This window comes from Geodermatophilus nigrescens (assembly GCF_900129495.1).
GTDB classification, from domain to species: Bacteria; Actinomycetota; Actinomycetes; order Mycobacteriales; family Geodermatophilaceae; genus Geodermatophilus; species Geodermatophilus nigrescens.
This window is the reverse complement of record NZ_FQVX01000001.1, coordinates 374,532-397,551: the sequence shown is the minus strand read 5'-3', so window position 1 is coordinate 397,551 and position 23,020 is coordinate 374,532. Positions and strand designations below refer to the sequence as shown.

The 23,020-nt window shown below is 75.2% G+C and carries 22 protein-coding genes and 1 riboswitch; of the genes, 12 read left to right on the top strand and 10 right to left on the bottom strand.

The genetic code is table 11. From position 1 onward, the window contains the following. Positions 1-27 precede the first annotated feature (27 nt). Positions 28-879: an HAD family hydrolase gene (locus BUE37_RS01905; protein WP_073418302.1), complete on the top strand. Its 852-nt coding sequence runs from the start codon at positions 28-30 to the stop codon at positions 877-879. Between the two features lie 2 nt (positions 880-881). On the opposite strand, the gene BUE37_RS01900 is transcribed toward BUE37_RS01905, so the two are convergent. Next, the gene (locus BUE37_RS01900; protein WP_073418300.1) at positions 882-1,850 is read right to left on the bottom strand and encodes an aldo/keto reductase; all 969 of its coding nucleotides are present in this window, start codon (positions 1,848-1,850) and stop codon (positions 882-884) included. 42 nt (positions 1,851-1,892) lie between these two features. Next, positions 1,893-2,684 (bottom strand): Fic family protein, encoded by a 792-nt coding sequence (locus BUE37_RS01895; RefSeq protein WP_073419465.1) that lies wholly within the window; start codon positions 2,682-2,684, stop codon positions 1,893-1,895. A 64-nt stretch (positions 2,685-2,748) separates the two neighbouring features. On the opposite strand from BUE37_RS01895, the gene BUE37_RS01890 reads away from it, so the two are divergent. The 3 genes from BUE37_RS01890 to BUE37_RS01880 are packed head-to-tail and all read left to right on the top strand — an operon-like array spanning position 2,749 to position 4,624. After that, a complete protein-coding gene (locus BUE37_RS01890) occupies positions 2,749-3,312 on the top strand; it encodes a histidine phosphatase family protein (protein WP_073418298.1) in 564 nt (187 codons plus the stop codon). After that, the gene (cobU, locus tag BUE37_RS01885) at positions 3,309-3,830 is read left to right on the top strand and encodes a bifunctional adenosylcobinamide kinase/adenosylcobinamide-phosphate guanylyltransferase (RefSeq protein ID WP_073418296.1); all 522 of its coding nucleotides are present in this window, start codon (positions 3,309-3,311) and stop codon (positions 3,828-3,830) included. The genes BUE37_RS01890 and cobU overlap by 4 nt, the downstream gene beginning before the upstream one ends. Then, positions 3,827-4,624, top strand: a complete 798-nt coding sequence (locus BUE37_RS01880) for an adenosylcobinamide-GDP ribazoletransferase (RefSeq protein ID WP_139252789.1) — start codon at positions 3,827-3,829, stop codon at positions 4,622-4,624. Before cobU ends, BUE37_RS01880 begins: the two co-directional genes overlap by 4 nt. Positions 4,625-4,695: 71 nt before the next feature. On the opposite strand, the gene BUE37_RS24265 is transcribed toward BUE37_RS01880, so the two are convergent. From BUE37_RS24265 to BUE37_RS01860, 4 genes are all read right to left on the bottom strand, one after another. After that, positions 4,696-4,833: a hypothetical protein gene (locus BUE37_RS24265; protein WP_245794239.1), complete on the bottom strand. Its 138-nt coding sequence runs from the start codon at positions 4,831-4,833 to the stop codon at positions 4,696-4,698. A 187-nt stretch (positions 4,834-5,020) separates the two neighbouring features. After that, positions 5,021-8,638 (bottom strand): cobaltochelatase subunit CobN, encoded by a 3,618-nt coding sequence (gene cobN, locus BUE37_RS01870; RefSeq protein WP_073418294.1) that lies wholly within the window; start codon positions 8,636-8,638, stop codon positions 5,021-5,023. A 52-nt stretch (positions 8,639-8,690) separates the two neighbouring features. Then, a riboswitch (cobalamin riboswitch) is annotated at positions 8,691-8,758 on the bottom strand. A gap of 52 nt (positions 8,759-8,810) precedes the next feature. Further along, positions 8,811-9,200, bottom strand: coding sequence for a YunG family protein (locus BUE37_RS01865; RefSeq protein ID WP_217651095.1), 390 nt, complete (start codon positions 9,198-9,200; stop codon positions 8,811-8,813). A 43-nt stretch (positions 9,201-9,243) separates the two neighbouring features. Next, entirely contained in the window at positions 9,244-9,873 is a 630-nt protein-coding gene (locus BUE37_RS01860) for a TetR/AcrR family transcriptional regulator (RefSeq protein ID WP_073418291.1), read from the bottom strand. A gap of 58 nt (positions 9,874-9,931) precedes the next feature. On the opposite strand from BUE37_RS01860, the gene BUE37_RS01855 reads away from it, so the two are divergent. Both BUE37_RS01855 and BUE37_RS01850 read left to right on the top strand, forming a co-directional pair. Continuing rightward, the gene (locus BUE37_RS01855; protein WP_073418289.1) at positions 9,932-10,633 is read left to right on the top strand and encodes a hemerythrin domain-containing protein; all 702 of its coding nucleotides are present in this window, start codon (positions 9,932-9,934) and stop codon (positions 10,631-10,633) included. Next, on the top strand, positions 10,630-11,082 hold the full coding sequence (locus tag BUE37_RS01850; protein WP_083628166.1) for a nitroreductase family deazaflavin-dependent oxidoreductase: 453 nt from the start codon (positions 10,630-10,632) through the stop codon (positions 11,080-11,082). The genes BUE37_RS01855 and BUE37_RS01850 overlap by 4 nt, the downstream gene beginning before the upstream one ends. Before the next feature lie 4 nt (positions 11,083-11,086). On the opposite strand, the gene BUE37_RS01845 is transcribed toward BUE37_RS01850, so the two are convergent. Further along, positions 11,087-12,952, bottom strand: coding sequence for an ABC transporter ATP-binding protein (locus BUE37_RS01845; protein ID WP_217651149.1), 1,866 nt, complete (start codon positions 12,950-12,952; stop codon positions 11,087-11,089). Between the two features lie 95 nt (positions 12,953-13,047). Next, complete coding sequence (locus BUE37_RS01840) at positions 13,048-13,377, bottom strand: tetratricopeptide repeat protein (protein ID WP_245794238.1); 330 nt, start codon at positions 13,375-13,377, stop codon at positions 13,048-13,050. Positions 13,378-13,529: 152 nt separating this feature from the next. Between BUE37_RS01840 and BUE37_RS01835 the strand changes: the two genes are divergently transcribed. Genes BUE37_RS01835 through cobG form a run of 3 tightly spaced genes read left to right on the top strand, consistent with a single transcriptional unit; the run spans position 13,530 to position 16,398 of the window. After that, on the top strand, positions 13,530-14,258 hold the full coding sequence (locus BUE37_RS01835; RefSeq protein WP_073418285.1) for a DUF4383 domain-containing protein: 729 nt from the start codon (positions 13,530-13,532) through the stop codon (positions 14,256-14,258). A 27-nt stretch (positions 14,259-14,285) separates the two neighbouring features. Next, entirely contained in the window at positions 14,286-15,227 is a 942-nt protein-coding gene (locus tag BUE37_RS01830) for a pyridoxal-phosphate dependent enzyme (protein WP_073418283.1), read from the top strand. Positions 15,228-15,240: 13 nt separating this feature from the next. After that, on the top strand, positions 15,241-16,398 hold the full coding sequence (cobG, locus tag BUE37_RS01825) for a precorrin-3B synthase (RefSeq protein ID WP_073418281.1): 1,158 nt from the start codon (positions 15,241-15,243) through the stop codon (positions 16,396-16,398). Between the two features lie 24 nt (positions 16,399-16,422). On the opposite strand, the gene BUE37_RS01820 is transcribed toward cobG, so the two are convergent. Beyond that, the gene (locus BUE37_RS01820) at positions 16,423-17,601 is read right to left on the bottom strand and encodes a glucose-1-phosphate adenylyltransferase family protein (RefSeq protein WP_073418279.1); all 1,179 of its coding nucleotides are present in this window, start codon (positions 17,599-17,601) and stop codon (positions 16,423-16,425) included. Positions 17,602-17,645: 44 nt separating this feature from the next. Between BUE37_RS01820 and BUE37_RS01815 the strand changes: the two genes are divergently transcribed. Together BUE37_RS01815 and BUE37_RS01810 are read left to right on the top strand one after the other, a co-directional pair. Further along, positions 17,646-18,266, top strand: a complete 621-nt coding sequence (locus BUE37_RS01815) for a precorrin-8X methylmutase (RefSeq protein WP_073418277.1) — start codon at positions 17,646-17,648, stop codon at positions 18,264-18,266. Then, positions 18,263-19,759 (top strand): precorrin-2 C(20)-methyltransferase, encoded by a 1,497-nt coding sequence (locus BUE37_RS01810; protein ID WP_073418275.1) that lies wholly within the window; start codon positions 18,263-18,265, stop codon positions 19,757-19,759. The genes BUE37_RS01815 and BUE37_RS01810 overlap by 4 nt, the downstream gene beginning before the upstream one ends. On the opposite strand, the gene BUE37_RS22995 is transcribed toward BUE37_RS01810, so the two are convergent. Further along, positions 19,747-21,453 carry an AAA family ATPase gene (locus tag BUE37_RS22995; RefSeq protein ID WP_083628164.1) on the bottom strand — a complete coding sequence of 569 codons (1,707 nt, stop codon included), beginning with the start codon at positions 21,451-21,453 and terminating at the stop codon, positions 19,747-19,749. The genes BUE37_RS01810 and BUE37_RS22995 overlap by 13 nt on opposite strands. A gap of 262 nt (positions 21,454-21,715) precedes the next feature. Here BUE37_RS22995 and BUE37_RS01800 point away from each other — a divergent pair, with 262 nt between their 5' ends. Then, positions 21,716-22,954, top strand: a complete 1,239-nt coding sequence (locus tag BUE37_RS01800) for an MFS transporter (protein ID WP_245794237.1) — start codon at positions 21,716-21,718, stop codon at positions 22,952-22,954. The last annotated feature ends 66 nt before the right edge of the window (positions 22,955-23,020 follow it).

Here is a 23,020-nt window from a genome sequence, read left to right as displayed (position 1 = left end):
CCTGTCGTCCGCTTACAGTCGTGAGCTGTGACCCGCGCCGCGGCGTTCTTCGACCTGGACAAGACGGTCATCGCCAAGTCCAGCACCCTGGCCTTCGGCCGCCCCTTCTTCGCGGGCGGGCTGATCAACCGGCGCGCCGTGCTCAAGGGCGCCTACGCGCAGTTCGTCTTCTCCCTCGCCGGCGCCGACGCCCAGCAGATGGAGCGGATGCGCGCCCAGATCACCCGGATGGCCACGGGGTGGGACGTCGCGACGGTGCACGAGATCGTCAGCGAGACGCTGCACGAGATCGTCGACCCGCTGGTCTACGCCGAGGCCGCCGACCTCATCGAGTTCCACCGGGCCGCCGGCCGGGAGATCGTCATCGTCTCCAGCAGCGGCGCGGAGATGGTCGGGCCGATCGGCGAGATGCTCGGCGCCGACCGGGTGGTGGCCACCCGCATGGTGCGGGCCGAGGGCCGCTACACCGGGGAGATCGAGTTCTACGCCTACGGCGAGAACAAGGCCGAGGCGATGCGGCAGGTGGCCGCCGAGAGCGGCTACGACCTCGCCGACTGCTACGCCTACAGCGACTCGGTCACCGATCTGCCGATGCTCGCCGCCGTCGGGCACCCCACGGCCGTCAACCCCGACCGCGCGCTGCGGAAGGTGGCGGCCGAGCGCGGCTGGCCGGTGCTGGAGTTCACCCGGCCGGTGTCGATGCGCAGCCGCTTCGCCGTGCCGCCGGTTCCCGTGGTCACCGGCGCGGCGATGGGCGTGGGCGCCGCGGTGGCGGGGATCGCCTGGTACGCCCGCCGGCGCGCGCTGCGCGTCGTCGAGACCACGGCGGCCGTCGCGGCCCCGGTCCCGCCCGGACGCCGGCGTCGCCGCGGCGCCTGAGGTCAGACGCCCAGCCGCTCCCGCACGCCGTCGACGAGGGTCCGCGTGCCCGACACCGGGGTGAACGCCCGCGCCGCGGACGTCAGGGCCTCGCGCTCGTCCGCGCGCAGCTCGATCTCGCCGGCCGCCGCGTTCGCCTCCACCTGCTCCACGCTCGACGCCCCGGGGATCACCACGACCTGCGGCAGCGACACCAGCCAGGCCAGCGCGATCGTCCCGGGCCGCACGCCGTGGGCACCGGCGACCTCGCGCAGCACGTCGAGCAGCGGCTGCACGCGGCGCAGGTTCTCCGTGCCGAACAGCGGGTTGGCCGCCCGCACCCCGCCGGGCCGGTTCTCGGGTCCGTAGCGGCCGCCGAGCAGCCCCTGCGCCAGCGGGCTGTAGGCGATGACCACGCGCCCCTCGCGCTCGGCGAAGGGCACGAGGTCGTCGAGCGCGCCGGGCTTCGCCAGCGAGAAGTGCACCTGGTTGCTGATGACCGGCCGGCCGAGCGCGGCGTCGGCGGCCCGCCAGCGGTCCAGGGAGTAGTTGGAGACGCCGACGGCGCCGATCCGGCCCTCGTCGAGCAACGACCGCAGGCCCGTCATGGTGACGGTGTCGGGGACCAGCGGGTTGGGCTGGTGCACCTGGTACAGCGGCAGCCTCTCCAGCCCGAGCCGCCGGGCGCTGCCGGCCAGCCGGTTGCGCACGACGGGCGCGAAGGGCGCGACGGGGAAGAGCTTGGAGGCGACGACGACGTCGCCGCGCCGGTCGCCCAGCGCCTCGCCGAGGATCCGCTCGCTGCGGCCGAAGCCGTACACCTCGGCGGTGTCGAAGAGCGTGACGCCGAGCTCGAGTGCCCGGCGCACGATCTGTCCCGCCGCACCCGAGGCGTAGCCCTCGCCGTAGCCCCACTCGCGGGAGCCGAACTGCCAGGTGCCCAGACCGATGCGGCCGACCGGGCCCAGGCCGTCGACGTCGAGGGTGCGCATGCCGCCACTGTCCCCCGGCACCGCGGCGGCCGCAGGCGGAGCTCAGCCGCGCAGGATCGCCTCGGCGATCGCCAGGCCCTCCCGGGCGCCGAGCTCGGTGGCCCGGCAGCAGTGCACCAGCCACGCGGCGACGCCGTCGGGCCCGCCGGAGGCGTAGCCGGCGACCGCGTCGCGGTGGGCGTCGACGCCGAGCTCGAGGAAGCCGACCTCGGGCACCGACACCGCCTTGGGGTCCAGACCCCGGCCGATGGTGGTGAGCCGGCCGGCCGCGCGGGCGACCACGCCGTCGGCCGTGCCGAAGGGGGCCAGCGCCGCGAGCTCCCCGTGCACCAGCCCGGCGATCAGCACCGCCGGCACCGTCGACGTGCCGGTGACCAGTTGGAACAGCCCGTTCAGCCGCGGTCCCGCGTGCGGGGCGGGCCGGCCGAGCGCGGCACGGTCGGCGAGGTCGGCGGCGGCCAGCACGTGCAGCCGGGCGAGCACCTGCCCGGGCGCCCGGGCCCAGGTGTCGACCATCGCGCCGAGCCCGACCGACACCCGCAGCGACCCCTGCACCACCGGGTCCTCGACCGAGCCCGCGCGCAGCTCGGCCAGGGGCACGTCGACCCCGTCCAGCGCGGCCGAGGCGCGGGCGCCGCGCAGCGCGGACTCGGTGCTCACCTCGGCCGACCGGTTGCGCATCAGGCGGTGCGCCAGCAGCCGGTCGATGCCCGCGCGTGCGGCGTCGGCGGCCTCCCGGACGCCGGGCAGGTCGAGCAGCGGGGCCAGCGGGTCGGGACCGGCGGCGGCCCGGGGAGCGGGGCGGCCGGCGCCGGGACGGACGGGGATGGTCACCACCCGACGGTACGAGCACCGGCGCGGGCGCCCGCCGCCGCCTGCCCTAGGCTCGGCGACCACCATGGCGCGCCCGCTCACCCTCCTCCTCGTCCGCCACGGCCAGAGCGAGTGGAACGCCGCCGGGCTCATGCAGGGCCAGACGGCGCACGTGCCGCTCACCGAGCTCGGGCACCGGCAGGCGGCCGGCGCCGCCCGCGAGCTGGCCGCCCTCCGGCCCGGGGCGATGCTGTCGAGCGACCTGCGCCGCGCCGTGCAGACCGCCGAGCACTGCGCCGACGCCACGGGCCTGTCCTTCACCACCACCCCCGCGCTGCGCGAGCAGGGCTACGGCGTGCTCGAGGGCCGCCCGTCGCGCGAGCTGTGGGACGTCGTCGACTGGACCGACCCGCACTGGTCGGCCGAGGGCGGGGAGAGCCTGGCGCAGCTGCACGCGCGGGTCGGCGGCCTGCTGGCCGGGCTGACCGCGCGCCCGCCGGCCGACGTCGTCGCGCTGGTGACGCACGGCGACACCATCCGGGCCGCGCAGGCGGTGGTGGCGGGGCTCGGCCCCGCGGAGATGCCCGCGGTGACGCCGCACAACGGCACGGTGACGCGCCTGGAGCTGCCGGCGGTGCCGGCCGCGTGAGCAGGGTGCTCGTGCTCGGCGGCTCGCGGTCGGGCAAGTCCGCGCACGCCGAGTCGCTGGTCGCCGGCCGGGCCGACGTCGTCTACCTGGCCACCTCCGCCCCCGCGCCGGGCGACGAGGAGTGGGCGCGGCGGGTCGCCGAGCACCGGGCCCGCCGCCCGGCCGGCTGGGCGACGCTGGAGACGACCGCGCCGAGCGACCTGCTGCGCGGCGGCACGGTGCTCGTCGACAGCGTGACCACCTGGGTGGCCGCGCTCATGGACGAGACCGGCGTGTGGACCGACGAGCCCGGCGCCCTCGACCGGCTGGCCGGGCGGGTCGACGCGTTGGTCAACGCCTGGGCGATGACGCCGGCGCACGTGGTGGCGGTCAGCGACGAGGTGGGCCTCGGGGTGGTTCCCGAGTCGCGCGCCGGCCGGCTGTTCCGCGACACGCTCGGCGAGGTCAACCAGCGGCTGGCCGGCACCGCCGACGAGGTGTGGTTCGTCGTCGCCGGGCTGCCGCAGCGGCTGCGGTGACCGCGCCGCCGGAGCAGCCGCCGGGCAGCCGGCCGCGGTGGGCCGGCCCGCTGGAGTCCGCCGCGCTGCTGACCGTGCTGCGGGTCCCCGCGGCGGGGACGACGTCGACGCGCGGCGTACTGCCGTGGGCGCCGCTGGTCGGGCTGGTGCTCGGCGGGGCCGCGGCCGGTGCGGGGGTGCTCGGCGCACACCTGGTGTCACCGCTCGCGGGGGCCGTGGCGGCGCTCGCCCTGCTCGCGTGGCTCACCCGGGCGCTGCACCTCGACGGCCTGGCCGACACCGCCGACGGGCTCGGCCCGCTGCGCGGCCGGGAGCGGGCGCTGCAGGTGATGCACCAGGGCGACGTCGGCCCGTTCGGCGTGGTGACGCTCGTCCTCGTGCTGCTGCTGCAGGCCGCGGCCGGCGCGGCGCTGCTCGGGGTGGACGGCGGCTGGGTCGCGCTCTGGGCCGCGGTCGTCGTGGCCCGGCTGGCGATGGCGCGCACGGGCCTGCCCGGCGTCGCGACGGCGGAGGGTTCGGCGCTGGGCCGGGCGGTCGCCGGCACGGTCTCGGTGCCGTGGTTCGCCGGCTGGGTCGGACTGGTGCTCGCCGGCGCGGCCGGTGCGGGCTGGGCGGCCGGCGGGCCGGGGACCGCGGCGGCGCTGGCCGGCGCGACGGGAGCGGGCCTGCTCGCGGCCGAGGCCGTGCGCGCCCGCGCGACGGCCCGCATCGGCGGGGTCACCGGGGACGTGATGGGGGCGATGGGCGAGGCGGCGGCGACCGTCGTGCTGCTGGTCGCCGCCGCCGGGTGGTGACGTGCTGGAACGGCCCCGCTGCAGGGTCCCGCCGCGAGCGTGCGAGCGGTGGGGGGCAGCGGGGTCCTTCGTCAGCGCCGGCCGGTCAGCGAGCCGAGCAGGCGGCCCAGCCCGCCCGACGCCGCGGTGGTCGGCGCGCCGCGGCCCATCCGGCGGCTCGGGGTGCCCGTCGCCATGCGGGTGCGGCCCATGCCGCGGCCGGAGGCCATGCCCCGGCCGGTGGTCGCGCGGCCCGCGGCGGCGCGGCCTCCGGCGGCTCCGCGACGAGCCGTGGTCTCAGCAGTGCCCAGGAGTCGGTTGAGGATGCCCATGAGCGTCCGGTACCCGGCCGGGACCGCGGACCGCATCGTTCATGAACCCGTACCGCGCGCCGTCACCCTCCGCGACCGGACCGCCTCAGGCCGGCGCGCCCGACTGGGCCGGGGTCTCGCCGCCCTCGAGGTCGCCCTCCGTGTCGAGGTAGGCCTGCCGCAGCCCGGCCAGCAGCTCCGGGTCCGGCTCGGCCCACATGCCGCGGTCGACCGCCTCCAGCAGCCGCTCGGCGATCCCGTGCAGCGCCCACGGGTTGGACCGCTCCATGAACTCGCGGTTCTCCGGGTCGAGCACGTAGGTCTCGGTGAGCTTCTCGTACATCCAGTCGGCCACCACGCCGGTCGTGGCGTCGTAGCCGAACAGGTAGTCGACGGTCGCGGCCAGCTCGAAGGCGCCCTTGTAGCCGTGCCGGCGCATCGCCGACAGCCACTTCGGGTTGACCACCCGCGCCCGGAACACCCGCGAGGTCTCCTCGGTCAGCGACCGGGTGCGCACCTGCTCGGGCCGGGTCGAGTCGCCGATGTAGGCCGCCGGCGCACGCCCGGTCAGCGCGCGGACCGTGGCCACCATCCCGCCGTGGTACTGGAAGTAGTCGTCGGAGTCGGCGATGTCGTGCTCGCGGGTGTCGACGTTCTTCGCCGCCACCGCGATCCGCCGGTACGCCGCCTCCATGTCCGGCCGCGCCTGCACGCCGTCGAGGTCGCGGCCGTAGGCGTAGCCGCCCCACACCGCGTAGACCTCGGCGAGGTCGGCGTCGCCGCGCCAGTCGCGGGAGTCGATGAGCGACAGCAGCCCCGCCCCGTAGGCGCCGGGCTTGGAGCCGAACACCCGGGCGGTGGCCCGCCGCCGGTCGCCGTGCCCGGCGACGTCGGCGTCCACGTGGGCCTTCACGTAGTTCTCGTCGTCGGACTCCGAGGAGAGCCCCGCCACGAGCGTCACGGCGTCGTCGAGCATGGTCACCACGTGCGGGAAGGCGTCCCGGAAGAAGCCCGAGATGCGCACGGTGACGTCGATCCGCGGGCGGCCGAGCTCGGTCAGCGGCACCGCCTCCAGCGACGTCACCCGCCGCGACGCGTCGTCCCACACCGGGCGGACGCCGAGCAGCGCGAGCACCTCCGCGACGTCGTCGCCGGAGGTCCGCATCGCCGAGGTCCCCCACACCGACAGCCCGACCGAACGCGGCCACTCCCCCGTGTCGGCGCGGTAGCGCTCGAGCAGCGAGTCGGCCATCGCCTGGCCGGTCTCCCACGCCAGCCGCGAGGGCACCGCGCGCGGGTCGACCGAGTAGAAGTTCCGCCCGGTCGGGAGCACGTTGACCAGCCCGCGCAGCGGCGAGCCCGACGGCCCGGCCGGCACGTAGCCGCCGTCGAGGGCGTGCAGCGTGGCGTCGAGCTCGTCGGTGGTCCGCTCCAGCCGCGGCACCACCTCGTCGACGGCGAACCGCAGCACCGCCGCGACGCCCTCGTCCTCCCGCCCGAGCACCTCGCGCACCACCGGGCCGACGGCGCCGATCGTCCAGCCGGCGTCCTCCATGCCCGCGACGAGCGCCTCGGCCTGCGCCTCCACGGCGTCGGTGGCCGCGCGCCCGGCGGTGCCGTCCTCGGTCAGCCCCAGCGCCTCGCGCAGCCCCGGCAGCGCCACCGCGCCGCCCCAGATCTGCCGCGCCCGCAGCATCGCCAGCACCAGGTCCACCCGGTCGGAGCCCGACGGCGGGACGCCGAGGACGTGCAGGCCGTCGCGGATCTGCGAGTCCTTGATCTCGCAGAGCCAGCCGTCGACGTGCAGGATCATCTCGTCGAAGTGGTCGTCCTCCGGCCGCTCGGCCAGCCCCAGGTCGTGGTCGAGCTTGGCGGCCTGCAGCAGCGTCCAGATCTGCGCCCGGACGGCGGGCAGCTTCGCCGGGTCCATCGCCGCCACGTTGGCGTGCTCGTCGAGCAGCTGCTCCAGCCGGGCGATGTCGCCGTAGGAGTCGGCGCGGGCCATCGGCGGCACCATGTGGTCGACCAGCGTGGCGTGCGCGCGGCGTTTGGCCTGCGAACCCTCGCCCGGGTCGTTGACCAGGAACGGGTAGACCAGCGGCAGGTCGCCGATCGCGGCGTCGGGTCCGCAGGAGGCCGACAGCCCCACCGTCTTGCCCGGCAGCCACTCCATGTTGCCGTGCTTGCCGACGTGCACCAGCGCGTGCGCGCCGAACACCGACCGGAGCCACCAGTAGGCGGCCAGGTAGTGGTGCGAGGGCGGCAGGTCGGGGTCGTGGTAGATCGCGATCGGGTTCTCGCCGAAGCCGCGCGGCGGCTGCACCATCACGACGACGTTGCCGGCGCGCAGCGCCGCGAACACGATGTCGCCGCCGTCCACGAACAGCGAGCCCGGCGCCTCGCCCCAGTGCTCGACCATCGCGTCGCGGAGGTCCTGCGGCAGCGTGTCGAAGAAGCGCCGGTACTCCGCGGCCGGGATGCGCACCGGGTTGCCCGACAGCTGCTCCTCGGTCAGCCAGTCGGCGTCCTGCCCGCCGGCGGCGATGAGCGCGTGGAACAGCGCGTCGCCGTCGAGGTCGGCCACGCCGGGCAGCGCGCCGGGCCCGTCGAACGGGCCGATGTCGTAGCCCTGCCCCTGCATGGCGGCCAGCAGCCGGACCACCGACGCCGGGGTGTCCAGGCCGACGGCGTTGCCGATCCGCGCGTGCTTGGTCGGGTAGGCCGACAGCATCAGCACGACCCGGCGCTGCTCCGGCGGCGTGTGCCGCAGCCGGGCGTGCGCCACCGCGGTGCCGGCCACCCGCGCCGCCCGCTCGGGGTCGGCGACGTAGTGCGTCAGGCCGTCGGCGTCGGTCTCCTTGAAGGAGAACGGCACGCTGATCAGCCGGCCGTCGAACTCGGGGATGGCGACCTGGTTGCCGACGTCGAGCGGCGAGAGGCCGTCGTCGTCGGCCAGCCACTCCGCGCGCGGGCGGGTGAGGCACAGCCCCTGGACGACGGGCACGTCGAGCGCGGCGAGCTGGCCGACGTCCCAGGCGCCGTCGTCGCCGCCGGCCTGCGCGGTGGCCGGGCGGGAGCCGCCCGCGGCGAGCACCGTGACGACGAGCGCGTCGGCGGTGCGCAGCACGTCGAGCAGGTCGGCCGGGACGCTGCGCAGCGAGCTGACGAACACCGGCAGCGCCTGCCCGCCGGCGTCCTCGACCGCGGAGCACAGCGCCTCGACGAACGCGGTGTTCCCGGCCAGGTGGTGGGCCCGGTAGTAGAGGACGGCGATCCGCGGACCGTCCCCGCGGCGCGCCGGCCGCTCCAGCACGCCCCAGTCCGGCGCCACCGACGGCGGCTCGAAGCCCTCGCCGGTGAGCAGCACGGTGTCCGAGAGGAACCGGTGCAGCTGTACGAGGTTGTCCGGCCCGCCCTGCGCCAGGTAGCCGTGCGCCTCGGTGGCCACGCCCATCGGGACGGTGGACAGCTCCATCAGCTCGGCGTCGGGCACCTGTTCCCCGCCGAGGACGACGACCGGCGCGGGGCCGGCGAGCAGGGGCGCGAGCATCTCCTCGTACTGCCGCCGCACGCCGAGGATCCGGACGACGACGAGCTCCGCCCCCTCGGTCAGCGCCGCGATCCCGTCGGCGCCGAGCCGGACGGGGTTGCCCAGCCGCCAGTCGGCGCCACTGGCGCGGGCGGAGAGCAGGTCGGTGTCGCTGGTGGAGAGCAGGACGAACACGCCGCTTCCTCACTCGGGGTCCGCGCCCCGGGTCGTCGGGCACGGCAGCCGGAGTGTCTGGCTCCCCCGGTCGCCCGGGGTCACAGTGGCGGGACCGCGCCGGGTTTCCACCGGCTTCCTGCACGCACTGCCGTGATGGGGCGACGGTACCGCCCGGCCGCCGGGTGCCCGGCTAGCCGGGCACCTCACCGAGCCGGGTCAGCACCGCCGCCCGCAGCCGCAGGTACTGGTCGGCCGCGTAGCCGGGCAGCCCGGGCGGCCGGGCGACGACGCGCGGCGCCTGCACCGTCTCGGTGGGTGTGAACTGCTCCAGGGTGAGGTCGACCTCCCGGCCGTCGGGCAGCCGGTTCCACCAGTGCACGCCCTGCCGGGAGCCGTCGGGGTGCAGCACCTCGGCCAGCAGCAGGTCCCCACCGAACAGGTCGTGCAGCAGCAGGGCGGTGGGGCCGCACTGCCCGCGCGCGGGGTTGCCCGGCGTCCAGTCGGGCACGTCGGCCGGGTCGCAGGTCTCCCGGCACCAGGCGGCGCGGACGGCGGCGGTCACCTCGTCGAGCGTGGGCACGGGCGGCACCCTGCCAGCCGGGGACGACGCGGGGACGACGCGCTCAGCGCAGCAGCAGGCGCTCGACCGCACCGGGCAGCCAGTCGGCGTAGCGCTGCGGCGGCCAGCCACAGCCGCGGATCAGCCGGGACTGCGTCGCCGGGGAGAAGACCGACCAGAAGACGTCGACGGCGGACTCCAGGTCGAGGTCGTCGCGCAGGTCGTCGGCGAACGCCCGCACGAGCACGGTCATGTCGGCGCGGCGGCGGCGCTCGTACTCCGCGTAGGGCCCCGCCACCTCCGGGTCGGCCGCGGCCGCCGCGGCGAAGGCGTCCTGCATCGCGAGCGTGCCGGCCGCACTCTGCGACGCCAGCCGGTGCAGGGCGGCGAGCCGGCCTGCCCGGTCGGGCGCGGCGAGCAGGTCGGCGAACGGCCCGAGCTCCCGGACGGCGCGCTCGTCGTCGGAGCCGACCAGCGCCCGGTCGACGCAGGCCAGCAGCAGCGCCGCCTTCCCGCCCTGGGCGAAGACCGTGGGCAGCGAGACGCCGGCCGTCTCGGCGACCTCCCGCATGGTCGTCGCCGCGTAGCCCCGTTCGAGGAAGCAGCGGGTGGCCGCCTCCAGCACCTGGACGCGCGTGCGCCGGGCCTGCTCCTGGCGCAGATCGGAGCGGTAGACCCTCTTGCCCTCCCTCACCGGTCCACCATACCGTTCCGCTATTCATCTGACAGGCACTCAACCGAAAGGACTACCGGTGACCACCACGCACCCCGAGCAGATCCGCCTCGAGGGCCAGGCCGCCGCACCCGACGGCCCCATCGACCTCGTGGGCATGTTCGTCATGCACCGCGGCTTCCGGCGCGACCTCGAGGCGTTCGCCGCCGTCGTCCCGGCCGTCCCGGTCGCCGACCGGGCCCGCTGGCGCCGGCTGTCCCGCCGCTTCGCCCGGTTCGCGCGCTATCTGCACGCCCACCACTCCGGCGAGGACGCCGGGTTGTGGCCGCTGCTCGCCGAGCGCGGCGCCGACCCGGCCGTCCTCGACGCGCTGGAGGCCGAGCACGCGGGCATCGACCCGGCGCTGGCCGCCGTCGCCGCGGGCCTGCGGGAGCTGGCCGCCGGCCGCGGGGACTCCGCCGCCCGCGCGGAGCTCGCCGCGCAGGCCGTGGCGCTGCGGGACGGGCTGTCCGCCCACCTCGCCCACGAGGAGAGCGACGGCATGGAGCAGGTGCAGCGGCACCTCACGCCGGAGGACTGGGACCGGCTCGAGCGCGAGGTGTTCTCGAAGGAGTACCGCCCGCACGAGATGCTCGGCGCCCTCGGCTGGACGGTGTCGGCCATCCCCGACGACGTCGTCGGCCGCCTGCCCGTGCCGCACCCGGCGATGCTCGCCGTCGCCCGGTTCCTCGGCCGCCGCGCCGCCCGCGCCGACGCCCGCACGTTCGGGACCGCCCGGTGACCGCTCCCCTCTCCCGCGCCGACCGGGCGACCACCGTGCTGTCCCGCCACGTCGCCGCGCTGCACACCGCGCTGCTGCGCCGCACCGGCGGGCGGCTGGGCAACCGGTTCCGCGGCGGCGACGTCGTCCTGGTGACCTGCCGCGGCCGGATGTCGGGGCAGCCGCGCACGACGCCGCTGCTGCACGTGCGCGACGGGGCGGACGTCGTCGTCGCCGCGTCCAACGGCGGCATCGACGCCGAGCCCCAGTGGTGGCGCAACCTGCGGGCCGACCCGCGCGGGGAGGTCGAGGTCCGCGGCCGGCGGTGGGCGGTCACCGCGAGCGAGGTCGACGACGCCGACCGGCCCCGGCTGTGGGCGGCCCTGAGCGCCCGCTTCGACGGGTACGACGGCTACCAGGCGAGGGTGTCGCGCCGGATCGCCGTGGTGCGGCTGTCCCCCGCGGACTGAGCGGTCAGGCGGGCACCGGCTGCCCGAACTGGGTGCGGTACAGCTCGGCGTAGCGGCCGCCGAGGGCGAGCAGCTCCTCGTGCCGGCCGCGCTCGACCACCCGGCCGCGCTCGAGCACGAGGATCTGGTCGGCGGCGCGCACGGTGGACAGGCGGTGGGCGATCACGATCGCCGTCCGCCCGTCCAGCGCCTCGTCCAGCGCCTCCTGCACGGCGGCCTCGCTGGTGGCGTCGAGGTGCGCGGTGGCCTCGTCGAGCAGCACCACCCGCGGGCGGGCGAGCAGCAGCCGGGCGATGGTCAGCCGCTGCCGCTCGCCGCCGGAGAAGCGGTAGCCGCGCTCGCCGACGACGGTGTCCAGGCCCTCGGGCAGCGCCCGCACCAGGTCCCCGAGCCGCGCCCGGTCGAGCGCGTCGAGGAGCTCCGCGTCGGTCGCGCCGGGGGCGGCGAGCCGCAGGTTGTCCCGCAGCGACTCGTGGAACAGGTGGCCGTCCTGGGTGACCAGGCCGATGGTGGCGCGGATCGAGTCGGCGGTCAGGTCGCGCACGTCGACCCCGCCGAGCCGCACGGCCCCGGCGTCGACGTCGTAGAGGCGCGGCAGCAGCGCGGCGATCGTGGACTTGCCGGCGCCGGAGGAGCCGACGATCGCCAGCACCTCGCCCGGCCGCACGGTGAACGAGACGTCGTGCAGCACGTCGATCCCGCCGCGGCCGTCGAGCCGGGCGACGTCCTCCAGGGAGGCCAGCGAGACGCGGTCGGCGGCCGGGTAGGCGAAGGTGACGCCGTCGAGCTCCACCGCGACCGGCCCGTCGGGGACGGCGACGGCGCCGGGCCGCTCGCGCACCAGCGGGACCAGGTCGAGGACCTCGAAGACCCGCTCGAAGCTGACCAGCGCCGAGGCCACGTCGACCCGCGCGCTCGCCAGGGCGGTCAGCGGCGCGTAGAGCCGGGTGAGCAGCAGGGCCAGCGCGACGACGGCGCCGGGGTCGAGGTCGCCGCGCAGCGCGGAGGCGCCCCCGACGCCGTAGACCAGGGCGAGCGCCAGCGCCGACACCAGCGTCAGCGCGCTGATGAACGTCCACTGCACCATCGCCGTCCGGACGCCGACGTCGCGCACCGCCCGCGCCCGCGCGGCGAACCGCGCCGACTCCGCCGAGGGACGGCCGTAGAGCTTGACCAGCGTGGCGCCGGGCGCGGAGAAGCGCTCCGTCGTCTGGCCGGTCATCGCCGCGTTGGCCTCGGCGGCCACCCGGCGCAGGTCGGCCAGCTGCGCGCCGATCCGGCGCGCGGGCAGCAGGAACACCGGCAGCAGGAGCAGCGCCAGGACCGTCACCTGCCACGACAGCGTGAGCATGGCGACGAGCGCGAGCAGCAGCGTCACGGTGTTGCTGACGATCCCGGACAGGGTGTCGCTGAAGGCGCGCTGGGCCCCGAGGACGTCGTTGTCGAGCCGGGACACCAGCGCGCCGGTGCGCGTGCGGGTGAAGAAGGCCACCGGCATCCGCTGCACGTGGTCGAACACGGCGGTGCGCAGGTCGAGGATCAGTCCCTCGCCGAGGGTCGCCGACAGCCACCGGCCGAGCAGGCCCAGCGCCGTCCCCGCCAGGGCGAGGACGGCGATGAGCAGGGCCAGCCGGACGACGGTGCCGGTCTGACCGCCGTCGACGATCGCGTCGACCACCCGCCCGGCCAGCAGCGGCGTGGCGACGGCGAGCACCGCCTCGACGACGCCGACGGCCACGTAGGCGGTGATCCGCGCGCGGTGCGGGCGGGCGTGGGTCAGCACCCGCCGCAGCGTCGCCCGGCTGATCGCCCGCCGGCCGGACCGCGCGTGGGAGGCCCGCGAGAGCGCCGACCACGCCGTCATCTCCATGCTCACGCGGCGACGCTAGGACCTCAGGTCGACTTCAGGTCAACCTTTGTCCCGGGTTTAGCAAGGACGGTCGGCCGCCGGTCCGGCGAGAACGGTCAGGCGGCGCCCAGGGCGTCGGCCATGCGGTGGTGCGGCACGGCCTCCTCGCCGCGGCTCTGGCGCTCGAGCGTGCGGGCCAGCGCGCGGCGGGCCCACCCGTTGGCGGGCGCCAGCGCGACGAGCCGGCGCAGCGCGTCCTCGGAGCGCTGCAGCTGCGCCGAGCCGAAGTAGCTGCGCGCCAGGAGCTCCAGCGCCGCCTCGTTGCCCGGCTCGGCCGCCACGAGCGGCTCGAGGATCCGCGCGGCCTCGACCGGCTGCCCCATGGAGAAGAACAGGTCGGCGCGCAGGTAGTCGGAGTGCAGGTCGGTCTCGAACGGCTGGGTCACGCCCGCGGAACGGCGCGGGGCCCTCCGGTCTTCCCGGCGGCGACACGCCCGGCGGACAAACGGACGAGGAAGGACGGAACCAACTGCATCCGGACACCACCGAGTTGGGAACAACCGGTGTCAGCAGACCTCCGTCCCGAGGGAGCACGACCATGGCCCTGTCGCTGCACCGCCACCGGACCGCCGACCGCGCACCGGCGGCCACGCGCCCGCAGACCCCACCGCGCGAGCCGGGGGGAGCGGGGAACCGCGTCCTCGTGGTCCACCGCACCGGCGCCTTCGTCGTCGCCGGGGTCATCGCCCTGTTCGGCGTCCTCGGGCTCGCCAACGGCCTGGACTTCTTCTCCACCGACGGCGAGCGCGTCCTGGGGCTGTCGTCCAACGGCCTGCTGTCGACGATCTCGCTGGTCACCGCCGCGGTGCTCGTCTTCTCCGCCTTCCGCAGCCCGCGCACCGCCTCCACGGTGATGATCGTCATCGGTGCGCTGTTCCTGGTGTCGGCGCTGGCGAACCTGGCCGTGCTCAACACCGAGCTGAACTTCCTGGCGTTCGGCCTGAGCAACGTCGGCTTCTCCGTCGTCGCGGGCCTCGTACTGCTGTTCGTGGGCACCTACGGCCGGGTCAGCGGCCACCTGCCCCCCGACAGCCCCTACGCCCGCGAGCGCGACGACGAGGTGCCGCCGGTCCCGGCCGACGAGTACCCCTCCACGCCGGCCGAGTTCGCCGCCGAGCGGGCCATGCGCGAGGCCGAGGTCGCCGTCGTCCAGCACGTGGCCTCCTTCGAGCAGCGCCGCCGCGTCGACGCGATGGCGAGGGTGCAGACCCGCAAGGAGCGCCGCGAGGTCTGGATGTCCTTCGACCGCGCCCGCCGCGACGCCTGATCCCGCGGGGACCGGCACGATCCCCGCGTGACGGTCCCCCTCTCCGCCTGGCCCACCCCGCTGCACCCGGCGCCGCGGCTGTCCGCGGCGCTGGGTCTCGCGCCCGGCGACCTCGTCGTCAAGCGCGACGACCTGACCGACCTCGGCGGCGGCAACAAGGTGCGCAAGCTCGAGCACCTCGCCGCCGAGGCGGTCGCCGCCGGCGCGACCGTCCTGGTCACCTCGGGCGGCGTCCAGAGCAACCACGCCCGCATGACCGCCGCGGCCGCGGCGAGGCTCGGCCTGCGCGCCGTGCTGGTGCTGGGCGGCGAGCCGTCGGCGCAGCGCCCGGGCAACCTCGCCCTCGACGCCGCGCTCGGCGCCCGCGTCGTCGTGGTGCCGGACCCGGCCGCCGTCGAGGAGCGGGTCGCGGCGGTGGCCGCGGAGCTGCGGGCCGGCGGCGAGGTGCCCGCCGTCCTGCCGCTCGGAGGCTCGTCGGCCACCGGCGCCCGCGGCTACCTCGCCTGCGCCGCCGAGCTCGAGGAGCAGGCGCCCGGCGCCCGGCACGTGGTGGTGGCCGTCGGGTCGGGCGGCACGATGGCCGGCCTGGTCGCCGGGCTCGGCGCCGACCGGGTGCTCGGCGTGGACACCGGCGCGGTGCCCGACCCCGCCGAGCGGGTGGCCGGGCTGGTGACGGCGATCGGCGGGTCCGCGCAGGGGCTGCGGCTGCGCCGGGACCAGGTGGGCGACGGCTACGGCGCCCGCACCGACGCCGCCGTCACGGCCCTGCGCACCGCCGCCCGCACCGAGGGCCTGCTGCTCGACCCCGTCTACACCGCCAAGGCGCTGGCCGGGCTCGCCGCCGCGGTGGCCGACGGCTCGATCCGCCGCGGGGAGCGCACGGTGTTCGTGCACACCGGCGGGCTGCCGGGGCTGTTCGGGCACCCGGTCGCCGCGGAGCTGGCCGGTGAGGTGGTCCCGGCGTCGTAGCCTCGCTGGCGCGATGTCCACCCCCACGACGACCCCCCGCGCCCGCGCCGACGCCTGCCCCGGTGCCCTCCAGACGCACACGGCCGCCGACGGCGAACTCGCCCGCGTGCGGGTCCCCGGCGGCCTGCTGACCGCGACGCAGCTGCGCGCCCTCGCCGCCGCCGCCCGCGACCTGGGCACCGGCGCGCTGGAGATGACCAGCCGCGGCAACCTGCAGCTGCGCGGCCTGGCGCCGGCCGGCGTCCCCCGGCTGGGCGAGGCCCTCGCCGCCGCGGGCCTGCTGCCGAGCGAGACGCACGAGCGGGTGCGCAACGTCCTGGCCAGCGTGCTCACCGGGCGCGCCGGCGGGCTGCTCGACGCCCGGCCGTGGGTGGCCGCCCTCGACGAGGGGCTGCGCGCCGACCCCGCCCTGGCCGCGCTGCCCGGCCGGTACCTCGCCACCCTCGACGACGGCCGCGGCGACGTCAGCGGCCTCGGCGGCGACGTCGGCCTGCTGGCGCTGCCCGGCGGCGACGTCGCCCTGCTGCTCGACGGCGCCGACAGCGGCCTGCGCGCCGGCCCGGACGACGCCGTCGCCCTGCTGCTCGACGCCACCCGCGCGTTCCTCGCCGAGCGCGCGGCGCAGGGCGGCACCGCGTGGCGGCTGGCCGAGCTCGACGACGGCCCGGCGCGGGTGGCCGCGCGGCTGCCCGGGCCGCGGGTCGCGCCGGTCGCCGTCCCCGCCGCGCCGGAGAGCGGGCCGGTCGGCGCGGAGACCCAGCCCGACGGGCGCACCGCGCTGGTCGGCGCGGTGCCGCTGGGCCTGCTGTCGGCGGCACAGGCGGAGCTGCTCGCGTCGCTGGCCGGCGAGGTGCAGCTGACGCCGTGGCGCAGCATCGTCGTCCCCGACCTCGCGGAGGACCGCGTGGACGACGCCGCCGTCGACCTGTTCCGCACCGGGATGGTCTTCGACGCCGAGAGCCCGTGGGCGCGGGTGACCGCCTGCGCCGGCCGGCCCGGCTGCGCGCGGTCGCTGGCCGACGTGCGCGCCGACGCCGCGGCCGCGGTCGCCGCCGGGACGGTGCCCGGCGACGTCCGCGTGCACTGGGCGGGCTGCGAGCGGCGCTGCGGCCGGCCGCGCGGCGAGGTGCTCGACGTCGTCGCGACGCCGGAGGGCTACCGCGTCGACTGAGGGCCGACCGCGCTACGAAGGCCCTCAGTCCTCGTCCGGGTCGGGGTAGCGGGCGCCCGCCGGGACCTCCGCGCCCTCGGGCACCTCGACGCGGCGCCCGACGAGCGTGATGTCGCCGTCGCCGCCGACCGTGGCGCCACGGCCCACCACGACGCCGTCGTCGACCACCGAGCGGGTCACCGTGGAGCCCGACCGCACGCGCGCACCGGGCAGCAGCACCGAGTCGACGACGGTCGCGCCCGCCTCCACCACCACGCCCGGCGAGAGCACCGAGCCGCGCACGTTGCCCGAGACCCGGGTGCCGCCGGACAGCAGGCTGTTCTCGATCTGGCCGTCGTCGAGGACCCGTGCGGCGCTGTGCCGGCCGCCGCGGGTGTGGATCGGCCAGCGCGGCGCGTCGAGGTCGATCGGCGGCTCGTCGGTGAGGAACTCCTGGTGCGCCGACCAGTACGAGTCCACCGTCCCGACGTCGCGCCAGTAGCCGCCCAGCGGGTACGCCCGCGCCCCGCCGTCGCGGGTCTGCGCCGGCAGCAGGTGGGTGCCGAGGTCCTCCAGCCCCTCCTCGCCGACCTCCGACTGCAGCTCCTCGAGCCGGTCGAGGGTCGGGCCCGGGTCGAAGACGAAGACCTCGTTGGTGGCGGTGGTGGTGGCCGGCTCGTCGGGCTTGTAGGCGTAGCCGGTCACCCGCTCGCCGTCGACCTCGACGATCCCGTAGCGCGAGGCGTCGTCGGCGGCGACCTCGGTGGTCACCATCGTCACCTCCGCGTCCGACTGCAGGTGCGCCTCGGCGACCTCGCGGTAGTCGAGCTCGTAGACGGCGTCGGCGCTGACGACGACGAGCGCGTCGGCGCCGAACGCCCGGATCAGCTCGGCCTGCCGCCACAGCGAGTTCGCCGTCCCGGTGTTCCAGCCCCCGCGCTCGGTGCCCTGGAACGGCGGCAGCGTCATCAGCCCGCCGGTGGTGCGGTCGAGGTCCCAGGGCCGGCCGTTGGCGAGGTGGTCGGCCAGCGAGGCCGGGTGCTGCTGGATCGACACCCACACGTCGGGGATGCCCGAGTGCTGGCAGTTGCTCAGCGGGAAGTCGATGAGCCGGTAGACCCCGGCGAACGGGACGGCGGGCTTGGCGCGGTGCTCGGTGAGCAGCTGCAGCCGGCCGCCGGCGCCACCGGCGAGGACGAGGACGAGCAGGCGGGGGAGGGCCATGCGCCCGCGCTACCCGTTCCGGCCGGGACGTAGCCTCCTGCCCGATGTACGAGTACGAGAAGGACGGCGCCGAGATCTACCGGCAGTCGTTCGCGACCATCCGCGCCGAGGCCGACCTCGCCGGCCTGCCCGAGGACCTCGCCCGGGTGGTCGTGCGCATGATCCACGCCTGCGGCCAGGTCGACCTCGTGGCCGACGTGCTCGCCAGCGACGGCGTGGTGGCCGGCGCCCGCGCCGCCCTCGACGCCGGCGCGCCGGTGCTGTGCGACGCGCAGATGGTGGCCTCCGGCGTCACCCGGCGCCGCCTGCCCAAGGACAACGACGTCGTCTGCACGCTGAACGACCCGCGCGTCCCGGCGCTGGCGGCCGACCTCGGCACCACCCGCACCGCGGCGGCGCTGGAGCTGTGGCGCGACCGCCTCGACGGCGCCGTCGTGGCGATCGGCAACGCCCCCACCGCGCTGTTCCACCTGCTGGAGATGGTCGCCGCGGGCGCGCCCCGCCCGGCCGCCGTGCTCGGCGTCCCGGTCGGCTTCATCGGCGCGGCGGAGTCCAAGGAGGCGCTGGCCGCCTCCGACCTGCCGTTCCTCGTCGTCCGCGGCCGGCGCGGCGGCAGCGCCATGACCGCCGCGGCGGTCAACGCGATCGCGAGCGACGTCGAGTGAGCGGGCGCCTGTACGGCGTCGGGCTCGGCCCCGGCGACCCCGAGCTGGTCACCGTCAAGGCGGCCCGGCTCATCGGCGCGGCCAACGTCGTCGCCTTCCACGCCGCCCGGCACGGCCGCTCGGTGGCCCGCTCGCTCGCCGAGCCCTACCTGCGCGCGGGCCAGGTCGAGGAGCTGCTGGTCTACCCGGTGACCACCGAGGGCACCGACCACCCCGGCGGCTACCAGGGCGCGATCGACGAGTTCTACGAGGCCGCCGCCGCCCGGCTGGCCGCCCACCTCGACGCCGGCCGCGACGTCGTCGTGCTCGCCGAGGGCGACCCGTTCTTCTACGGGTCCTACATGCACATGCACAAGCGGCTCGCGCACCGGTACCCGACCGAGGTGGTGCCCGGCGTGACCAGCGTCAGCGGCGCCGCCGCCGTCGTCGGGCGGCCGCTGGTCGAGCGCGACGAGGTGCTCACCGTGCTGCCCGGCACGCTGCCCGCCGACGAGCTCGCCGAGTGGCTGGCCACCACCGACTCCGCCGCGGTGATGAAGCTCGGCCGCACGTTCGGCCAGGTCCGCGAGGCGTTCGAGGCCGCGGGCGTGCTCGACCGGGCGCTCTACGTGGAGCGGGCCACCACCGACCGGCAGCGCACGATGCCGCTGGCCGACGTCGACCCGGAGACGGTCCCCTACTTCTCCCTCGCCCTGCTGCCGAGTCCGCTCACCGGGCCGGGCAACGCGCCCGCCCCGGCGGACGACGAGGCCGTGCGCGCCGGCGAGGTCGTCGTCGTGGGCCTGGGCCCGGGCGCGCGCGGGTGGACGACGCCGGAGGCCGCCGACGCGGTCGCCGCCGCCGACGACCTGGTCGGTTACGGCCCCTACCTGGACCGCGTGCCGACCAACCCGCGGCAGGTGCGGCACGCCAGCGACAACCGGGTGGAGGCGCAGCGGGCCGCGCACGCGCTCGAGCTGGCCCGCGCCGGCCGCCGGGTGGCGGTGGTCTCCAGCGGCGACCCCGGCGTCTTCGCCATGGCCGCCGCGGTGCTGGAGGTGGCCGCGCAGCCCGAGCACGCCGGCGTGCGCGTGCGCGTGCTGCCCGGCCTGACCGCCGCGCAGGCGGTGGCCTCCCGCGTCGGGGCGCCGCTGGGCCACGACTTCGCCGTCATCAGCCTCTCCGACGTCCTCAAGCCCCTCGACGTCGTCCTCGACCGGCTGCGCGCCGCCGCCGCGGCCGACCTGGTGATCGCCGTCTACAACCCGCGGTCGAAGGCGCGCCCCGACCAGCTCGGCAAGGCCCGCGAGACGCTGCTCGAGGTGCGCGACCCGGAGACCGTGGTGGTCGTCGGCCGCGACGTCGGCGGGCCGGAGGAGCGGGTCACCGTGACGACGCTCGGCGAGCTCGACCCGGAGACGGTCGACATGCGCTGCCTGGTGATCGTCGGGTCGTCGCAGACGCGGGTGACGCCGTCCGGGCAGGTCTTCACCTCGCGCCGCTACCCCGGCTGACCGTCGCGAGGGTGGCCGACTGGCAACATGCCATTCGCGCTCACAATCAGTGCAGTAAGGGCGTCAACCCTGGCCTCTAAGCCGTGCTGCCCTACGATCCCTTCGCCCCAGGCCTCAACGACTCGTCGAGCGATCTTGACCTTGTCGATGAACGGTTCACCAGGACCTCGAGGGACCGCTTGATCAAACTGACCGATCGGAGTCGCAACATCCCGACCTGAGACCTCACTGAACGCGTCCGCAAAGATGTCCGCCGGTATGTAGTTCTCGATCTCGCGCCCGTCCGTAACCCACGCAAGGGACGACGGATCGGATGACAATTCGTCGACGACTCGAGCCTTGGTGGAATTGATCCCTGCAGTCGATTGGCGTCTATCGCTGTCAATGACGACAGCCATAGATCTATTCAGCCGGTGGAGACGAATAAAGTCGTCGACATCCTCATCGTGAGCAGATAGGTGAGCGAGCAGGCGTCCTCCGTAGAACATTACGGAATAATGGACATGCTCAAGAAGTCGACGGTCCGCCTGGGCAATCCAATGTCGTATATAAATACGATCACTGGGCCCTTCAACCCATATCACAAAGTTCGCTTGCAGTAGGTCCGACGGCCGGTACCCTAAGTCCGCACAGATTCGACTAAGGGCAGCCGGACTCTCGGCGCGGACAGCGCTCGTCCCTTCGACTGTTAGTCGAAGGTGATAAGTGCTCGACGCAGGAAGGTCGAACAAATGTGCGGAGTGGGTAGCAATCACATATTGGTTCTGCTCTTGAGTGGACAGATATACCCCCAGCTTCCTTTGGAGTAAAGGATGTAGGTGGACTTCAGGCTCCTCAATAGCGAGGACATGTCCTTCGAACAACGTTGCGACAGCCGCCATGATGATCACCTGGTGGATCCCTGTCCCTAGATTTTCCAAGGGAAGGTGACGCCCGGCTTGCTGGACCAGCAGTAGATCAGGATCGCGCGCGACGGACAGGGTCGCTGAGTCGTCCTCAAGTACACGGCGAAGGAATCCGTTCACCGCATCGAACTTCCTTCTGTCAGCTCGTCGCGTCGGTCCCGACTGTTCATAACGAGCGAGGGTCTCAACAAGGTCAGAACCCTCCGGCGTGAATTCACGAGTATTGGAGTCGTGTCGGATTTGCCGGAACGCCTCAATAACCCTGACCGGCGGCAGCGTCTTTAGCGGATCAAAGGGTTGAATAACCTCCAAGAGCACGTCCGAAGGCGGGCCAGTGACATGGCCCGATCCCTCAAGAACGACATCCCGAAGCTCCCTAGAACTGGGGTTGGTGAGTCCCAATAGGGCGTTGAACCACTCGTCGTCGAAATCCCACTTAGGAGCCCCCGGAAGCTTCTTGTATACGAACCAGGCAACACCGTCTCCCTCGCCGGGCAATCCCTTGCCCGTGGCGCGCAGCAGGCGGCGGACAATTGATATGTTGCGAGGATTGCTGCCAGCTTTACCCATGAGTTTAGATACGACGTCGTCGTCGAAGCGAAAGGCGATGGACATGCGCGTCGCTATGCCCAGTTCTTCATTCTCATCTCCGCGAGGCACATCGAGCGCTCCGAGCGGCTCCGGATCCCTCCGCAGGAAGTCTCGTATAAAGCGTAGAGTATTGGATTTACCGGAATTATTCTGCCCGGCCAGGAGCGTGATAGTCGCTAGGTCGCTGAAGTAGGTCATGTCCGCACCGAAAGATCTGTAACCACTTATCCCAAATCCTGCTAAAAGCACTCAAGCCCTCCCAATCGAGACCAGTGAGCGGCACATATCGCTTCCGGAGCCCCGCCTAAGCGGCGTGTGCAGCTCGGTGCCCCCCCCAGTGTGAGGGAAGTATCTCGATGGCGCGTCGCGGCATGCGGCACGGACGGCTAAGGCCACAGGCAACCGACGAGCAGCGGCCAGTCGAGCAGCCGTTGCAGGAATAGCTCAATAGGCTCATGACTTGCAGCGGAACGTGCCCCGCCTCTCCCGCTCCGCCGCCTTCTGGTCGGTGGCCGGGCTGCTCGTGGTGGTGCTGGCCGCCTCGGGCGTCCCGTCACCGCTGTACCGGGTCTACCAGGAGGAGTTCGGCTTCGGCGCCGGGCTGCTGACGCTGGTGTTCGGCATCTACGCGTTCGCGCTGCTGGGCGCGCTGCTCGTCGTCGGCAGCCTGTCCGACCACGTGGGACGGCGGCCGGTGCTCGCCGCCGGGCTGCTGCTGCAGGCCGTCGCGATGGCGGTGTTCCTCGCCGCCGACGGCGTGGGCTGGCTGCTCGTGGCGCGCACGCTGCAGGGGCTGTCCACCGGGGCGCTGACCGGCGCGCTCGGCGCGACCCTGCTGGACCTGCAGCGGCCCTCGGCGCGGCCGCTGGGTGCCCTGCTCAACAGCGTCTCCCCCGGCCTCGGGCTGGCGCTCGGCGCGATGGGCGCGGGGCTCGCCATCGAGGGCCTGGCCGAGCCGACGCCGTGGGTGTTCGGGGTGCTGACCGTCGTCTTCGTGCTCGGCGCGGGCCTGGCCCGGCTGCTGCCGGAGACCTCGCCGCGGGTGCCCGGCGCGCTGGCCTCGCTGCGGCCGCGCGTGGAGGTGCCGCGCCCGCAGCGCCGGGCCTTCGCCGTCGCGGTGCCCTGCCTGGTGGCGCTGTGGGCGATGGGCGGGCTGGTGCTCTCCCTCGGCCCGTCGCTGACCGCCGGGGTCTTCGGCGCGAGCGGCCACCTCGCCGGCAGCCTGCTCATCCTCTGCATGCAGGGTGCGGCCGCGGTCGGCGGCGTGCTGGCCCGCGACCTCGCGCCGCGCCGGGCGATGGGCGGCGGCTGCCTGGTGTTCGCCGTCGCGGTCGGCGGCCTGCTCGTCGCGCTGGCCACCGGCTCCCTGTGGCTGTTCTTCGTCGCCTCGGGCCTGGCCGGGCTCGGCTTCGGCGCCGCGTTCCTCGGCGCGGTGGCCACGGTGACCGCCGGCGTCGCGCCTGGTTCCCGCGCGGGCCTGCTGTCGAGCGTGTTCGTCGTCGGCTACCTGGCCTTCAGCATCCCGGCGATCGTCGCGGGGATCGTGTCCGGCCCGGTGGGCCTGCGGGCGACCGCGGAGGTCTACGGCGCCGTCGTCATCGTGCTGGCGCTGGGCGCCGCGCTCGGGCTGCGGCTCTCACACCGCCGCGCGCCCGCCGCGGCCCCCGCCGACGAGCCGTCGGAGCCGCTGGCCGCCTGACGCGAGGGCGACGGTGTGCGCGGACGTGCAGTCCCGTGTACGAGAGGTGCACGTCCGCGCACGCTG

Coding starts and splice junctions, on each gene's coding strand:
- cobG (WP_073418281.1), top strand. CDS start 15,241: ATGTCCACCCCCACGACGACCCCCCGCGCCCGCGCCGACGCCTGCCCC.
- BUE37_RS01820 (WP_073418279.1), bottom strand. CDS start 17,601: ATGGCCCTCCCCCGCCTGCTCGTCCTCGTCCTCGCCGGTGGCGCCGGC.
- BUE37_RS01900 (WP_073418300.1), bottom strand. CDS start 1,850: ATGCGCACCCTCGACGTCGACGGCCTGGGCCCGGTCGGCCGCATCGGT.
- BUE37_RS24265 (WP_245794239.1), bottom strand. CDS start 4,833: ATGGCCTCCGGCCGCGGCATGGGCCGCACCCGCATGGCGACGGGCACC.
- BUE37_RS22995 (WP_083628164.1), bottom strand. CDS start 21,453: ATGACCTACTTCAGCGACCTAGCGACTATCACGCTCCTGGCCGGGCAG.
- BUE37_RS01890 (WP_073418298.1), top strand. CDS start 2,749: ATGGCGCGCCCGCTCACCCTCCTCCTCGTCCGCCACGGCCAGAGCGAG.
- BUE37_RS01815 (WP_073418277.1), top strand. CDS start 17,646: ATGTACGAGTACGAGAAGGACGGCGCCGAGATCTACCGGCAGTCGTTC.
- BUE37_RS01845 (WP_217651149.1), bottom strand. CDS start 12,952: ATGGAGATGACGGCGTGGTCGGCGCTCTCGCGGGCCTCCCACGCGCGG.
- BUE37_RS01835 (WP_073418285.1), top strand. CDS start 13,530: ATGGCCCTGTCGCTGCACCGCCACCGGACCGCCGACCGCGCACCGGCG.